A 13698-nucleotide genomic window follows, 5' to 3' on the forward strand; every position below is an offset into this window, starting at 1 on the left:
TCGGCAGTGTCCAGCCACTACAAAGCCCCATTCACCTTCACCGGCGGCACCATCGCTGCGGTCACTATCGACTTGTCCGGGCGGCCCTATCAGGACGTGGAATCCGAACTTGCACTGGCATTTTCGCGAGACTGAACGCTGCCTGCGAGCGACGCCTGGCGCGCTTGCCGTGGCGGGGATGATCTGTGTGCTGGCATGCATCGTCACAGGGTGTGGCAGAACCACGGGGGGCAACGCCGTTCGAGCCAGCGCCACCACCTCGGTGACGACGTCTAAGTCGCCACACCGATCCGATCCTGCAGAGCCCGTGCTTGGCGTCGAGACCACACTGCCCGAACACATTCCGCCCAATGCCCTGGCATGCTTGCCTGCGGCGACCGGCGACGGCCTGATGACTTCGGCTTCGGTTTCGGATCCGGTGGCGCCTCGGCTCACGGTGCCGTTACCCCCGGGCTGGGACTCGGCGGCGGGCACCGGTGATGTGGCGCTGACCGCGAGTGGGCCGCAAGGTTTGTCGGCGAAGGTGACCATCACCGGAACCGACCTCGAACCTGGTGGGGCGTTCTTGCACTACGGCGCCGACCTGCGCACCGCCAAGCCGGGCGTCCAAGTCAGCGTGGACGCCGCTCAGTTCTGCGGCTACAGCAGCCAGTTGCTCAGCGGCAGCCTGGCAGGAGCCGGTGGGATCGCCTTCGCCGACCGCATTACCCACATCTGGACGAATACCAAGGCATTTCTCGTCGTCATCCATCTGGAGGGGCCCGCGGCTGCGCCCGGTTTCAGCGCGGCGAAATCCACGGTGATGCAGCAATTTGCCGTCGTTATCCCCTGAAATGCAGCGCCCGACTGCTAGCATCTGACCCCGTGCCTGCCGGGAAGGCGTCAAATTGCTCGTCGAATTCGTGGTGGTGATGTTGTATGACCGTTGAGACCCCTTTGCCACCGTCGAGGCCCGATTCGCGGGGACGCCAAATCGCGATCGCTTTCGGTATTCTTGTAGCGCTCATCAGTGTCTACGTCTTGTCCCTGATTGCGGTGCATCTGTTGGCCAAATCGGCACCGCCGCTTGCTGCTGTGGATTTCAGCAAGGTCGAGGCAGAGGACAGTGTCGTGCAGGTGAACCTGAGCGAGCTGAAAACCGTGGCGAATCGCCTGACGGTCAATGTGCTTGTCTACCCGAAAGATTCGCTGTACGACAAGAACTTCGGGGTACTGACCACCGACGCCGCCGTGCGACTGTATCCCGACAACGACCTAGGCGACCTGCAGTACCCGGTAGGTAAAGCGCCGGCGCAAGTCACCACCACCATCGAGGCGCGTGGCGATCCGGGTAACTGGCCGTTCGACTCCTACAAAACGGATGTCATCGCCGCCGACGTGTTCACCGGAACCGGTCCGAGCCGCGAAAAGGCGCCAGCCCGTGTGGAAGTGACCGGAAGGCTGGACGGTTGGGACGCCAGTGTCACCCGAATTCACGACCCTGACGAGGCGGATCCCAATGTCATGGACAACGTGATCATTACGCTGCACCGGGCTAAGGGCCCGCTGATTTTCGATGTCGGTGTGTGCCTGGTGCTCATTGCCCTGCCGATCTTGGCGTTGTGGGTGGCCATTCCGATGGCTTTGGGTAGGACATCGTTCATCCCGCCGTTTATCACCTGGTATGGCGCGATGCTGTTCGCCATCGTTCCGCTGCGCAACATCCTGCCTGGCAATCCACCGTACGGATCCTGGATCGACCAGGCCGTCGTGCTGTGGGTGTTGATAGGCCTGGTCGTCGCGATGACGATATTCGTTTCCGCCTGGTGGCGGCACCGTGATCGAAAGACGCCGAAACAAACCTAGAACTCGGAAAGCCTCAGCCCGAATTCGCTATCGGCGCAGAGGTAATGGCGTCGACTGCGCTGAAGACTCGTGACTGGAAATCGGCCGGCAGCGGGATGTAGCCGTTTTTGTCGAGGTCGGCCTGGCCGGGGCCGACGGCCGCCTGCAGGAACGCCTTGACCGCCTGGCCCTCGTCGGCGTTGGGGTATTTCGAGCAGACGATCTCGTAGGTGACCATCACGATCGGGTAGACGTCCGGCTGAGTGGGGTTATAGAAGGACGTGGTGTTCAACACGAGGTCGTTACCCTTGCCGATGATCTTGGCGTTGGTGATGGTTTTACCGACGCTGTCGGTACCGATGCGTACCGGGCGCAACGACTTCCGGCTCGCGGGGGTTTTTATCTGGGCGGCGAACAGTCCCTCCTGCATAGCGAACGACAACTCGTTGTAGGAGATCGCGCCCTCGGTGTTCTTCACCTCCGCCGAAGTGCCGATATTGCCATGGGCGCCGCTGCCGACGCCCCCGTTGAATATCTTGCCGGTGCCCTTGTCCCAGGCTCCGCCGGACGCGGCCTGCAGGTAGGCCTGGAAGTGGGCGGTGGTGCCGGATGGGTCGGCGCGGTAGACGACGTGGATATTCTCCGGCGGCATCGAGGCGTTGAGCGCGGTGATGGCCGGATCGTCCCAGCGCGTGATGCTGCCATTGAAGATCCGGGCGAGCGTGGGCGCGTCGAGCACCAGCGAGTCAATAGCGTTGAGGTTGTAAGTGATACCGATCGGGCCGAACACCACGGGCAGGTTCCAGGCGTCAGCCCCGCCGCAACGCTGGTTGGCAACCGGGTACTGGTCACCGGACAGCGGCAAGTCGGACCCGGCGAAATCGGTCCTGCCCGCCAGGAAGTCGGCGACGCCCGCGCCCGAAGCATTTGCGGTGTAGGAGAGGTTTTGCCCGTTACAGGCCTTCGTGAACGCGTCGATGAATTGCTTCATCGCATTTGCCTGTGCGGTCGAACCGCTGGCGGTGATCTCTTGTTTACCGCCGCAGTCCACCCTCGATCCGTTGGCGTAGGACAGGGAAGTGTGAGGCTTGCCGCATCCCGAGAGCACCAATGCGGCCGCGGTCAGCACGCTTATGGCGGCAGCCGGTTTGTTGTGCTTCACGTTGATTGCCTCCTCTGTATCGGCAGATGGTGAAACGGCCGTGGGCGGTCACCGACGTCTCGCGACGCGGTGTGCTGCACGGCAGCGGTGACCTGGGATGACCGCATAAATCGGATCGGGGGCTGGCAGATGTGCACTCAGTCTCCGGCAGCATAGATATCGGGCGGGTTGGTACGCGTGGCTGCGACGACCACGACGGCGCCCGGCGTCGGCGGCGAGCCCGGTTTCGGGGTGCATGTCCACCCCGCTTTCGACACACGTCGACATTTACAGTTATCGAAGCGACGCGCAAACAAATATCAGGTGAATTGACCATTGCGCCGCCGACCGCGGGTACCGGCGGCCTACGGCAGTTTGCGAAAAATCGCATTTCACCCATGATTGGCACGAGTTGATTACCATCTGACTTTGTGTCGCCTTCGGTTAGCTGTAATGGCCCGGCGATGTTGAATCTGTTGCCAATCGTCCCCCGCGGAGGTGACCGATGACCGCCCAATCCCCGCCAACGCACGCCGCTCCGCCACCCAAGCAGAAACGCCACTTGCTGCTCAGTGTGGGCATTCTGGTGGCGTTCCTCGCGGTGTACGGTCTGTCGTTGTTCGGCTTCCACCTGTTGGCCAGATCGGGCGCCCCGATCAAGGCGCCGGACCTCAATGCGACCGACGACACCGTGGTGCTGGTCCGGCTCGAGGAGCTCAAGACCGTCGCCAACCGCCTCACGGTGAAGGTTCTTGTGATCCCGCAGGATTCGATGTTCGACAAACGGCTCGACGTTCTCAAGACCGACACCGCCGTACGAATGGATCCGGCGAACGATCTGGGCGACCTGCAATACCCGGCCGGAAAGTCGCCGGCGCAGGTCGCCACCACGGTCGAGGCACATGGCGATCCGAATAACTGGCCTTTCGACGCCTACACCACCGACACCCTTTCGGCCGAGGTGCTCGTCGGGACCGGCGATGCCCGTCAATACGTTCCGGCGCGAGTGGAAGTGACCGGTGCGCTGGACGGCTGGGACGTCAGCGTCGAGCACGTGGGTGAAGCCAGCCAAGACTCGGAGCGCCCCGACAGCGCGATCATCACGTTGCACCGCGCGAAGGGCCCGCTGATCTTCGACCTGGGAATCTGCCTGGTTCTTTTCAGCCTGCCGGCCTTGGCATTCGCAGTGGCCATCCAAATCGCGTTGGGCAAGCGGAAGTTCGTGCCGCCGTTCGTGACCTGGTTCGCCGCGATGCTGTTCGCCGTGATCCCGATGCGCAACTTCCTTCCCGGGGCTCCACCGCCGGGTGCGTGGATCGACCAAGCCTTGGTGATCTGGGTGCTGATCGCGCTCGTCGGGGCGATGGGCATGTACATGCTGACGTGGTATCGGCAATCGGAGTAGCGCGCGGGGCATAACGTGGGCGGGCGCTGCCTACCCTGAGGTGGTGCTCACCGAGTTGGTCGACCTCCCCGGCGGTACCTTCCGTATGGGCTCGACGAGCTTCTACCCCGAAGAGGCGCCGGTCCACACCGTGACCGTGAGCCCGTTCGCAGTGGAGCGGCACCCCGTGACCAATGTGCAATTTGCCGAATTCATCGACGCCACAGGCTATGTCACGATCGCGGAGCAGGAGATCGACCCGGCGCTGTACCCTGGCGCCGATCCCGGCGAGCTAGCAGCGGGCGCGATGGTCTTCCAACCCACGCCGGGCCCGGTAGACCTGCGGGACTGGCGGCAGTGGTGGGACTGGATGCCGGGGGCGAGTTGGCGCCATCCGTTCGGACCGGACAGCGGTGTCGCGGACCGGGCCGATCATCCGGTCGTGCAGGTCGCGTATCCGGACGCCGCCGCCTACGCGCGCTGGGCCGGGCGCCGGCTGCCCACCGAAGCCGAGTGGGAGTACGCGGCCCGCGGTGGGAGCACGACGACCTATGCCTGGGGCGACGAATGCAATCCCGACGGGCAGCTGATGGCCAACACCTGGCAGGGCAGCTTCCCGTACCGCAACGACGGCGCGCTCGGCTGGGTGGGAACGTCGCCGGTGGGCGAGTTTGCGCCCAACGCGTTTGGGCTGCACGACATGATCGGCAATGTGTGGGAGTGGACCGCCACGGAGTTTTCCGCACACCATCGCCTCGATCAGCCGCCGAAAGCCTGTTGCGCGCCGGCGGGACCCGCAGATCCGGCGGTCAGTCAGACGTTGAAGGGCGGTTCGCATCTCTGCGCGCCGGAGTACTGCCACCGCTACCGTCCGGCGGCCCGTTCGCCGCAATCGCAGGACACCGCCACCACCCATATCGGGTTTCGCTGCGTGGCCGATCGTGAACCGGGCGCCGCACGTTAACGGCGGCTAACGCGCAGATGACAAAACCCGTTCTGGCATGCGATTTCACTGCGCGGTGACCCCGGATGTTCGCTACCATCTGCCCGTGTCGCCCCTGAATGTCAGACTTCGCCGGCGAGTTGCTGGCCGGGATCAATGACCACCGAAACTCCGCAGGCTCCGGCGCCCCCACAGCCGGATCAGCGAAGATCAGCGAGCCTGTTCGACTATCTCGGCCGGCACCGGCCGCGCATCTCGCTCGGCGCGTTCATTCTGGCGATAGTCATCGGTGCCTACGGCTTTTCGCTGTTCGGTGTGCACTACCTGCAGCGATCGGCCGGCCCGCTGCCGCCGCTGGACCTGAGCCAGGGAGGGGGCAATGACACGATCGTGCAGTTGCGCCTCGACGATTTCAAAACCACCGCGAATCGGCTGAAGGTCGATGTGCTGGTTTATCCCCCGGATTCGTTGTACGACAAGCGATTCGACGTGCTGAACACCGACGTCGCGGTGCGCCTGTATCCGACAAACGACCTGGGCGATCTGCAATTCCCGAAAGGGAAGGCGCCGGCGCAGGTCGAGACCACCATCGAGGCCCACGGTGATCCTGCCAACTGGCCGTTTGACACGTACAGGACCGAAAAGATCTCGGCGGACACCTTCATCGGCTCCGGCGATGACCGCAAGAAAATACCGGCCCGTGTCGAAGTAACCGGCGGGCTGGATGGCTGGGACGTCGACGTCAGCCGCGTCGATGAAACCAGTGACGTGAACTCGCGCGGTCTCGACGACGCGCAGCTGGTGATCACCATGAAGCGGGCTAAGGGGCCGTTGGTCTTCGACATGTTCATCTGCGTCGTGCTGATCACCCTGCCGACCCTGGCGCTGCTGGTGGCCATCCCGATGGCGATGGGCAAGAGAAAATTCGTGCCGCCGTTCGGCACCTGGTACGCCGCGATGCTGTTCGCGATCGTCCCGCTGCGCAACATCCTGCCCGGATCGCCGCCACCGGGGTCCTGGATTGACCAGGCCGTCGTGCAATGGGTGCTGATCGCCTTGGTGGTGGCGATGAGCCTCTACATCTTCTCCTGGCTCCGGCAAGGGGACTGATTGCGCTGGTCACGGCGTCGACGCTGTAGGTGGCGGTGCGCCGGTGCCCCGGTGTCGGGGCGGCCGGGATTGGCTTGGGCCGGAATTTGGCGCTGAGCAGGTCTTCACCTAGACTCTAGGGGTTGCCTTGGGCAGACCTCGGCCGGTGCGTGCAAGCGTCACAGGCTCTGCGTGCCCTTCGGTAACAAAGACCGCGCATGTCAGGTTTGTGGTGTTTCCTGTCGTGCAAACGTGAACTCAGTCAGGAGATCGAGTGATTCAGCAGGAATCGCGGCTGAAGGTCGCCGACAACACGGGCGCCAAGGAGATCTTGTGCATCCGGGTGCTCGGTGGCTCGTCGCGACGCTACGCCGGCATCGGTGATGTCATCGTCGCCACCGTCAAGGACGCAATCCCCGGCGGCAACGTCAAGCGTGGTGACGTCGTCAAGGCCGTCGTCGTGCGCACCGTCAAGGAGCGTCGGCGTGCCGACGGCAGTTACATCAAGTTCGACGAGAACGCTGCGGTAATCATCAAGCCCGATAACGACCCACGCGGAACCCGCATCTTCGGGCCCGTCGGGCGTGAACTGCGCGAGAAGCGATTCATGAAGATCATCTCGCTGGCCCCGGAGGTTTTGTAGATGAAGGTCAAAAAGGACGACACCGTCCTGGTGATCGCGGGCAAGGACAAGGGCGCTAAAGGCAAAGTGCTGAAGGTTTACCCGGAGCGCAACCGCGTGCTGGTCCAGGGTGTCAACGCGATCAAGAAGCACACCGCGGTTTCGACCAACCAGCGCGGAGCCCAGTCGGGCGGAATCGTCACTCAGGAAGCACCGATCGCCATCTCCAACGTGATGGTGGTCGACTCCGACGGTAAGCCGACCCGCGTCGGTTACCGGGTCGACGAGGAGACAGGTAAGCGCGTCCGTATCTCCAAGCGCAACGGCAAGGACATCTGATGACCACTGCAGAGAAGGTGCAGCCGCGCCTGAAAGAGCGCTACCGCAGCGAGATTCGGGATGCGCTGCACAAGGAATTCGGCTATGGCAACGTCATGCAGATCCCGACTGTCACCAAGGTTGTGGTGAACATGGGCGTGGGCGACGCGGCCCGGGATGCCAAATTGATCAACGGCGCGGTCAGCGACCTCGCGCTGATCACTGGCCAGCGGCCCGAAATCCGCAAGGCCCGCAAGTCCATCGCGCAGTTCAAGTTGCGCGAGGGCATGCCGATCGGTGCCCGGGTCACCCTGCGGGGCGACCGGATGTGGGAATTCCTCGACCGGCTCACTTCCATTGCGCTGCCGCGTATTCGTGACTTCCGCGGGCTTTCGCCCAAGCAGTTCGACGGTGTCGGTAACTACACCTTCGGTCTGGCCGAGCAGTCGGTGTTCCACGAGATCGACGTGGACCAGATCGACCGGGTCCGCGGCATGGACATCAACGTCGTCACCTCGGCGACGAATGACGACGAAGGACGAGCGCTGCTGCGGGCCCTCGGCTTTCCGTTCAAGGAGAACTGAGTAGATGGCTAAGAAGGCACTCGTTAACAAGGCCAACGCCAAACCGAAGTTCGCGGTGCGCGGCTACACGCGCTGCAACAGGTGCGGTCGCCCGCGCGCGGTCTTCCGCAAGTTCGGGCTGTGCAGGATCTGCCTGCGCGAAATGGCGCACGCGGGCGAGTTGCCCGGCGTGCAAAAGAGCAGCTGGTAACAGGCACAGGACGAAAGACCACCCCAGAACAGGTGCGCGACAGGCCCCTAACGGGAACCATCGCGAGGAAGGTACCAACGCTGTCATGACAATGACGGATCCGATCGCAGACTTTTTGACACGTCTGCGCAACGCCAATTCGGCATACCACGACGAGGTGACCCTGCCTCATTCGAAGATCAAGGCGAACATCGCCCAGATCCTCAAGAGCGAGGGGTACATCACTGATTTCCGGACCGAAGATGCTCGGGTCGGCAAATCGCTGGTAGTGCAGCTCAAGTACGGGCCCAGCCGGGAGCGCAGCATCGCGGGGCTGCGCCGGGTCTCCAAGCCCGGTCTGCGGGTGTACGCGAAGTCCACCGGCCTGCCACGTGTGCTGGGCGGGCTGGGCGTCGCGATCATCTCGACATCCTCGGGCCTGCTGACTGACCGTCAGGCCGCCAGACAGGGCGTGGGCGGCGAAGTCCTCGCGTACGTGTGGTGAGGGGGTAACCATGTCGCGCATTGGTAAGAAGCCGATTCCGGTTCCCGCCGGAGTCGATGTAACGATCGACGGCCAGAAGGTCTCGGTCAAGGGCCCCAAGGGTTCCCTGGACATGACCGTCGCCGAGCCGATCACGGTGATACGCAGCGAAGACGGTGCCATTGTGGTCAACCGTCCGGACGACGAGCGGGAAAACCGTTCGCTGCATGGGCTTTCGCGCACCCTGGTGTCCAACCTGGTCACCGGCGTCACGCAGGGCTACACCACCAAGATGGAGATCTTCGGCGTCGGCTACCGGGTGCAGCTCAAGGGCTCCAACCTCGAATTCGCTCTGGGCTACAGCCACCCCGTGTTGATCGAGGCGCCCGAGGGCATCACGTTCGCGGTCGAGACGCCGACGAAGTTCAGCGTCACCGGCATTGACAAGCAGAAGGTCGGCCAGATCTCGGCGAACATCCGCCGCCTGCGTCGCCCCGACCCGTACAAGGGCAAGGGCGTGCGCTACGAGGGTGAGCAGGTCCGCCGCAAGGTCGGAAAGACAGGTAAGTAGTCATGGCGCAGAAACGAGCTACTACCGAGCGGAAGCCGGTGGGGCAGAGCATTTCCGCAACTCGCCGGGTTTCCCGGCTGCGTCGGCACGCCCGGTTGCGCAAGAAGATCGAGGGCACCCAGCAGCGTCCGCGGCTGGTGGTGAACCGGTCCGCACGCCATATTCACGTGCAACTGGTCAACGACGAGAACGGCACCACGGTGGCTGCCGCGTCGTCCATCGAGTCCGACGTGCGTGGAGTGGACGGGGACAAGAAATCCCGCAGCGTGCGGGTCGGCCAACTGATCGCCGAGCGCGCCAAGGCTGCCGGCATCGACAACGTGGTGTTCGACCGTGGCGGATACAGCTACGGCGGACGGATCGCGGCGCTGGCCGACGCCGCCCGCGAGAACGGATTGAAATTCTGATGACAACTGGAAGGACCGCATAATGGCGGAGCAGTCCGCTGGGGGGCAAGGCGCCCCGAACAGCCGTGACGGCCGCGATTCCCGCGACTCCCGCGACGGCCGGGGTCGGCGCGATGGCGGTGGCGGCGGCCGAGGCCGCGATCGGGACGGCGACAAGAGCAACTACCTGGAACGGGTCGTCGCCATCAACCGTGTTTCCAAGGTGGTCAAGGGTGGTCGGCGCTTCAGCTTCACCGCTCTGGTCATCGTGGGTGACGGCGCCGGCATGGTCGGTGTCGGCTACGGCAAGGCCAAGGAAGTTCCGGCCGCGATCGCCAAGGGTGTGGAAGAGGCGCGCAAGGGCTTCTTCCGGGTCCCGCTGATCGGCGGCACCATCACGCACCCGGTGCAGGGTGAGGCGGCCGCTGGTGTGGTGCTGCTGCGCCCGGCCAGCCCGGGTACCGGTGTGATCGCCGGCGGCGCGGCACGAGCGGTGCTGGAATGCGCTGGGGTGCACGACATTCTGGCCAAGTCGCTGGGAAGTGACAACGCGATCAACGTGGTGCACGCCACCGTTGCCGCGCTCAAGCTGCTGCAGCGTCCGGAGGAGGTGGCCGCGCGTCGCGGTCTGCCGATCGAGGATGTCGCCCCCGCCGGGATGCTCAAGGCGCGACGGGAAAGTGAAGCGCTGGCCGCTAGTGCCGCGCGAGAGGGAACGGCACAGCAATGAGCCAGCTGAAGATCACCCAGGTGCGCGGCACGATTGGGTCGCGCTGGAAGCAGCGCGAGTCCCTGCGCACCCTGGGGCTGCGAAAGATTCGCCAATCGGTGGTCCGTGAGGACAACCCTCAGACCCGCGGATTGATCGCGGTGGTGAGCCACCTGGTTGAGGTGGAGGAGACCAAATGACCATTAAGTTGCACGACCTGAAGCCGGCCCCCGGGTCGAAGACGGCGCGCACCCGCGTCGGTCGCGGTGAGGGCTCCAAGGGTAAGACTGCCGGCCGTGGTACCAAGGGCACCAAGGCGCGCAAGAACGTGCCGGCCACCTTTGAAGGTGGCCAGATGCCGATCCACATGCGGCTGCCCAAGCTCAAGGGATTCAAGAACCGGTTCCGCACCGAATACGAGATCGTCAACGTCGGTGACATCGGCCGGCTGTTCCCCGAGGGCGGTGCCATCGGCGTCGCTGAGCTGGTCGCCAAGGGCGCGGTTCGCAAGAACTCGCTGGTGAAGGTCCTCGGCGACGGCGATTTGACCGTCAAGGTCGACGTGTCCGCGCACAAGTTCAGCGGCAGCGCCCGCGAGAAGATCACCGCCGCGGGCGGCTCGGCCACCGAGCTCTCCTAGCCTTTCGCCTCGAGTCCCCGCGCCCATCAACGCGGGACGCCCTTCGGCGCTGGCAACTGAGCTAACCCAGCTGTGGGATCACTTCCGCGGCAAGGCGTTCCATCTGCTCACGGTTCTCCGCAACGTCGAGGCCGAGGGGATTGAGCAGCAGGATCTCGGCGCCGGCGTCGATCACCTCTTTGAGGCCGCGGGCGACGTCGTCGGGTGTGCCCGACACCGGAAACGATTCGATGCCGGGCATCTCGCCGTAGAGCCGGCCCAGCCCGTCGAGCACCCGCTCGCGAGCGCGGGCCGCGTCGTCGTCGATCATCAAGTAGACCCGTTTGCCGATCGGGAAGTGTGCCGGGTCCTTTCCCTGCTCGGCGAGTTCGCGGCGGACGATCGGGACGGCTCCGGCGAAGGCTTCGGTGCCCGACGCGCCCGCGCCCATGAAGGCGTCACCGAGGCGCACCGCTCGGGCCAGGGCCTTGGGGGCCATGCCGCCGAACCAGATCGGCGGGTGTGGGCGCTGCACCGGCTTGTCCGCAAACGGGAGGTCGTCGAAGTGGCGGAACCGGCCGTGAAAGGTCAGGGTCGGCTCGTCGGACCAGGCCGTCTTCATCAGTTTCAGGCCCTCGGTGAAATACGAGATGAAGGTGTCTTTTTCGACGCCGAATGCGGCGAGCGTGGGGCCGCCTCGGCCCGGTGCGACACCGATGTCGAGCCGGCCGCGGCTGATTCGGTCGACCGTCGTTACCGCCGAGGCCAACTGAAGTGGCTCGTGCTGCGAGGTGACTAGTACGGCCACCCCCAGCCGCAGTCGCTTCGTGTACGCCGCGCAAAAAGAAAGCAGCTCCAACGGCGCCAGCAGTGGCGCCCGGCCGATGGTCTGCTCGAGCGTCCAGATTCCTTCGAATCCGAGTTCCTCGGCGCGCTCCACGTAGGAGCGCAGCCCGGCCGCGTCGAAGTCGCTGTAGTCGAATTGCGGGATAGCGATCGAGAACCTCACGACCTCACCCTACGGCCGTCAATCGGTACGCTGCAGAGCATGTTCGCCTTTCTGCCTTCGGTGCCCGGTGTCGACGACGTGCGTGCCCTGGCCGGCCGCGTCGATACGGTCCGCCACCACGGCGTGCCCAACGGCTGCGTGCTCGAATTCAACCTGCGGTCGGTGCCGCCCGAGACCGCGGGCTTCGACCCGATGGCGCTGGTCACCGGGGCGGAGCGACCGATGCGCCTGCGCGAGGCCGTTGCCGCGATCCACCGCGCCGCCGAGGACCCCAGGGTCGCCGGGCTGATCGCCCGCGTGCAGCTCGCGGCCTCGCCGCCGGCGGCCGTTCAGGAGCTGCGCGAGGCGATCGCGGCGTTCAGCGCGGTCAAGCCGTCACTGGCCTGGGCCGAGACCTATCCGGGCACGCTGTCCTACTACCTGGCTTCGGCGTTCAGCGAGGTCTGGATGCAGCCCTCAGGAAGCGTCGGGCTGATCGGCTTCGCGAGTAACGCGACCTTCTTGCGCACCGCGCTGGACAAGGCGGGAATCGACGCCGAGTTCGTCGCCAGAGGCGAGTACAAGTCCGCGGCAAACACTTTCACCGAAGAGGGCTTCACCGAAGCCCATCGCGAAGCCGTCACCCGGATGTTGGAAAGCCTGCAAGACCAGGTGTGGCACGCGATCGCGGGATCGCGCAACATCGATTCCGCTGCGCTCGACGCGCTGGCCGACCGGGCTCCGCTGCTGCGTGACGATGCCGTGGCCGCCGGCCTGGTCGACCGCATCGGCTTTCGGGACCAAGCCCACACCCGAATCGCGGAATTGATTGGTGTGGAAGGTGTTTCGGTAGACGATGGCGACGGCGAGGCCGACCCGGAAAAGCTTGCGCCCCGACTCAATTTGACGCGCTACGCCGCGGCGGCCCGATCGCGGCTGGTGCCGTCGGCGCCGCCGATTCCCGGTCGCCGCTCCAAGCCCACCTTCGCGGTGATCACCCTGCAGGGGCCGATTGTCAGCGGGCGCGGCGGACCCCAGTTCCTGCCGTTCGGCAATTCGAGCGTCGGCGGTGACACGATCGCGGCGGCCCTGCGGGAGGCGGCGGCCGACGAGTCGGTGTCGGCGATCGTGCTGCGGATCGACAGCCCTGGCGGCTCGGTCACGGCGTCGGAGACCATCTGGCGCGAGGTGGCACGGGCCCGCGAACAGCGGCAAGCCCGTGGTGGCATCGATGGGCTCGGTGGCCGCCTCCGGCGGCTACTATGCCGCGATCGCCGCCGACGTGATCGTCGCCAACCCGGCGACTATCACCGGCTCGATCGGTGTGATCACCGGGAAGCTGGTGTTCCGGGATCTCAAGGAACGCTTCGGGGTCGTGTCAGATGTGGTGCGCACCAACGCCAATGCCGACGCGTGGTCGAACGATGTGCCGTTCACGGCGCAGCAGCGCGCCGATCGTGAGGCCGAGGCGGACTTGATCTACGCCGACTTCGTGCAGCGGGTGGCGCAAGGCCGCAACCTGAGTACCGAAGCCGTGGACGCCGTTGCGCAGGGAAGGGTGTGGACCGGTGCCGACGCTCTCGAGCGTGGCCTGGTCGACGAGCTCGGGGGCTTTCGGACCGCGGTGCGCCGGGCCAAAGTCCTGGCCGGCTTGGACGAGGACGCCGAAGTCCGGGTCGCCAGTTATCCGGGATCGTCGTTGCTTGCGCTGGTGCGCCCACGGGCGTCCTCGCAACCGGCCGCCGCGTCGCTGCCGGATGCGCTGGGCGCACTGCTCGGCCGTTCGGTTGCCGCGATCGTGCAAAACCTCGAGCAGGCGGTCAGCGGGGCCAGTGTGCTGTGGCTGGGGGAGTCGCGCTTCTAATCG

At 65.0% G+C, this 13698-nt stretch carries 18 protein-coding genes and 1 pseudogene; 17 read left to right on the forward strand and 2 right to left on the reverse strand.

Features of this window, described 5'->3' with window-relative positions:
• The 3 genes from H7K34_RS07590 to H7K34_RS07600 form a co-directional block, all read left to right on the forward strand.
• Positions 1–135, forward strand: a 135-nt coding sequence (locus H7K34_RS07590) for a hypothetical protein (RefSeq protein ID WP_264061564.1), incomplete at its 5' end; no start/stop codon positions are given.
• 172 nt (positions 136–307) lie between these two features.
• Positions 308–832, forward strand: a complete 525-nt coding sequence (locus H7K34_RS07595) for a hypothetical protein (RefSeq protein ID WP_264061261.1) — start codon at positions 308–310, stop codon at positions 830–832.
• A gap of 86 nt (positions 833–918) precedes the next feature.
• Positions 919–1845, forward strand: coding sequence for a DUF4436 domain-containing protein (locus H7K34_RS07600; RefSeq protein WP_264061262.1), 927 nt, complete (start codon positions 919–921; stop codon positions 1843–1845).
• A gap of 13 nt (positions 1846–1858) precedes the next feature.
• Here H7K34_RS07600 and pstS read toward each other — a convergent pair whose 3' ends face one another.
• Entirely contained in the window at positions 1859–2986 is a 1128-nt protein-coding gene (pstS, locus tag H7K34_RS07605) for a phosphate ABC transporter substrate-binding protein PstS (RefSeq protein WP_264061265.1), read from the reverse strand.
• A gap of 484 nt (positions 2987–3470) precedes the next feature.
• Between pstS and H7K34_RS07610 the strand changes: the two genes are divergently transcribed.
• The 13 genes from H7K34_RS07610 to rplO all read left to right on the forward strand — a co-directional run bounded on the left by H7K34_RS07610 (position 3471) and on the right by rplO (position 10864).
• Complete coding sequence (locus tag H7K34_RS07610; protein WP_264061267.1) at positions 3471–4370, forward strand: DUF4436 domain-containing protein; 900 nt, start codon at positions 3471–3473, stop codon at positions 4368–4370.
• A 43-nt stretch (positions 4371–4413) separates the two neighbouring features.
• Positions 4414–5313 (forward strand): formylglycine-generating enzyme family protein, encoded by a 900-nt coding sequence (locus tag H7K34_RS07615; protein WP_264061271.1) that lies wholly within the window; start codon positions 4414–4416, stop codon positions 5311–5313.
• Between the two features lie 135 nt (positions 5314–5448).
• Positions 5449–6402: a DUF4436 domain-containing protein gene (locus tag H7K34_RS07620; RefSeq protein ID WP_264061272.1), complete on the forward strand. Its 954-nt coding sequence runs from the start codon at positions 5449–5451 to the stop codon at positions 6400–6402.
• Between the two features lie 253 nt (positions 6403–6655).
• Positions 6656–7024, forward strand: a complete 369-nt coding sequence (gene rplN, locus H7K34_RS07625; RefSeq protein WP_067122526.1) for a 50S ribosomal protein L14 — start codon at positions 6656–6658, stop codon at positions 7022–7024.
• Positions 7025–7342 carry a 50S ribosomal protein L24 gene (gene rplX / locus H7K34_RS07630; protein ID WP_108921146.1) on the forward strand — a complete coding sequence of 106 codons (318 nt, stop codon included), beginning with the start codon at positions 7025–7027 and terminating at the stop codon, positions 7340–7342.
• Positions 7342–7905, forward strand: coding sequence for a 50S ribosomal protein L5 (gene rplE, locus H7K34_RS07635; RefSeq protein ID WP_108921145.1), 564 nt, complete (start codon positions 7342–7344; stop codon positions 7903–7905). Before rplX ends, rplE begins: the two co-directional genes overlap by 1 nt.
• 4 nt (positions 7906–7909) lie before the next feature.
• Positions 7910–8095 carry a type Z 30S ribosomal protein S14 gene (locus H7K34_RS07640; protein WP_108921144.1) on the forward strand — a complete coding sequence of 62 codons (186 nt, stop codon included), beginning with the start codon at positions 7910–7912 and terminating at the stop codon, positions 8093–8095.
• Positions 8096–8180: 85 nt separating this feature from the next.
• Positions 8181–8579, forward strand: coding sequence for a 30S ribosomal protein S8 (rpsH, locus tag H7K34_RS07645; RefSeq protein ID WP_108921143.1), 399 nt, complete (start codon positions 8181–8183; stop codon positions 8577–8579).
• Between the two features lie 10 nt (positions 8580–8589).
• The gene (gene rplF / locus H7K34_RS07650) at positions 8590–9129 is read left to right on the forward strand and encodes a 50S ribosomal protein L6 (protein WP_108921142.1); all 540 of its coding nucleotides are present in this window, start codon (positions 8590–8592) and stop codon (positions 9127–9129) included.
• Positions 9130–9167: 38 nt separating this feature from the next.
• On the forward strand, positions 9168–9536 hold the full coding sequence (rplR, locus tag H7K34_RS07655) for a 50S ribosomal protein L18 (protein WP_165839753.1): 369 nt from the start codon (positions 9168–9170) through the stop codon (positions 9534–9536).
• A gap of 22 nt (positions 9537–9558) precedes the next feature.
• On the forward strand, positions 9559–10245 hold the full coding sequence (rpsE, locus tag H7K34_RS07660; RefSeq protein ID WP_264061275.1) for a 30S ribosomal protein S5: 687 nt from the start codon (positions 9559–9561) through the stop codon (positions 10243–10245).
• Positions 10242–10424, forward strand: coding sequence for a 50S ribosomal protein L30 (gene rpmD, locus H7K34_RS07665; protein WP_108921139.1), 183 nt, complete (start codon positions 10242–10244; stop codon positions 10422–10424). The genes rpsE and rpmD overlap by 4 nt, the downstream gene beginning before the upstream one ends.
• The gene (gene rplO / locus H7K34_RS07670) at positions 10421–10864 is read left to right on the forward strand and encodes a 50S ribosomal protein L15 (protein WP_108921138.1); all 444 of its coding nucleotides are present in this window, start codon (positions 10421–10423) and stop codon (positions 10862–10864) included. Before rpmD ends, rplO begins: the two co-directional genes overlap by 4 nt.
• Positions 10865–10925: 61 nt before the next feature.
• Here rplO and H7K34_RS07675 read toward each other — a convergent pair whose 3' ends face one another.
• Entirely contained in the window at positions 10926–11852 is a 927-nt protein-coding gene (locus tag H7K34_RS07675; RefSeq protein ID WP_264061281.1) for an LLM class flavin-dependent oxidoreductase, read from the reverse strand.
• Between the two features lie 39 nt (positions 11853–11891).
• Here H7K34_RS07675 and sppA point away from each other — a divergent pair.
• A pseudogene (sppA, locus tag H7K34_RS07680) lies at positions 11892–13695 on the forward strand (signal peptide peptidase SppA).
• Positions 13696–13698 lie beyond the last annotated feature (3 nt).

Origin of the sequence: Mycobacterium montefiorense, from assembly GCF_025823255.1 — a bacterium.
Taxonomy (GTDB): Bacteria; Actinomycetota; Actinomycetes; order Mycobacteriales; family Mycobacteriaceae; genus Mycobacterium; species Mycobacterium montefiorense.

What these genes read in the sequence shown, in the direction of transcription:
- rplF (WP_108921142.1), top strand. Translation starts at nt 8,590, where the DNA reads ATGTCGCGCATTGGTAAGAAGCCGATTCCGGTTCCCGCCGGAGTCGAT.
- rpmD (WP_108921139.1), top strand. Translation starts at nt 10,242, where the DNA reads ATGAGCCAGCTGAAGATCACCCAGGTGCGCGGCACGATTGGGTCGCGC.
- rplE (WP_108921145.1), top strand. Translation starts at nt 7,342, where the DNA reads ATGACCACTGCAGAGAAGGTGCAGCCGCGCCTGAAAGAGCGCTACCGC.
- rplO (WP_108921138.1), top strand. Translation starts at nt 10,421, where the DNA reads ATGACCATTAAGTTGCACGACCTGAAGCCGGCCCCCGGGTCGAAGACG.
- H7K34_RS07620 (WP_264061272.1), top strand. Translation starts at nt 5,449, where the DNA reads ATGACCACCGAAACTCCGCAGGCTCCGGCGCCCCCACAGCCGGATCAG.
- rpsH (WP_108921143.1), top strand. Translation starts at nt 8,181, where the DNA reads ATGACAATGACGGATCCGATCGCAGACTTTTTGACACGTCTGCGCAAC.
- H7K34_RS07600 (WP_264061262.1), top strand. Translation starts at nt 919, where the DNA reads ATGACCGTTGAGACCCCTTTGCCACCGTCGAGGCCCGATTCGCGGGGA.
- H7K34_RS07610 (WP_264061267.1), top strand. Translation starts at nt 3,471, where the DNA reads ATGACCGCCCAATCCCCGCCAACGCACGCCGCTCCGCCACCCAAGCAG.
- rplX (WP_108921146.1), top strand. Translation starts at nt 7,025, where the DNA reads ATGAAGGTCAAAAAGGACGACACCGTCCTGGTGATCGCGGGCAAGGAC.
- rpsE (WP_264061275.1), top strand. Translation starts at nt 9,559, where the DNA reads ATGGCGGAGCAGTCCGCTGGGGGGCAAGGCGCCCCGAACAGCCGTGAC.
- H7K34_RS07640 (WP_108921144.1), top strand. Translation starts at nt 7,910, where the DNA reads ATGGCTAAGAAGGCACTCGTTAACAAGGCCAACGCCAAACCGAAGTTC.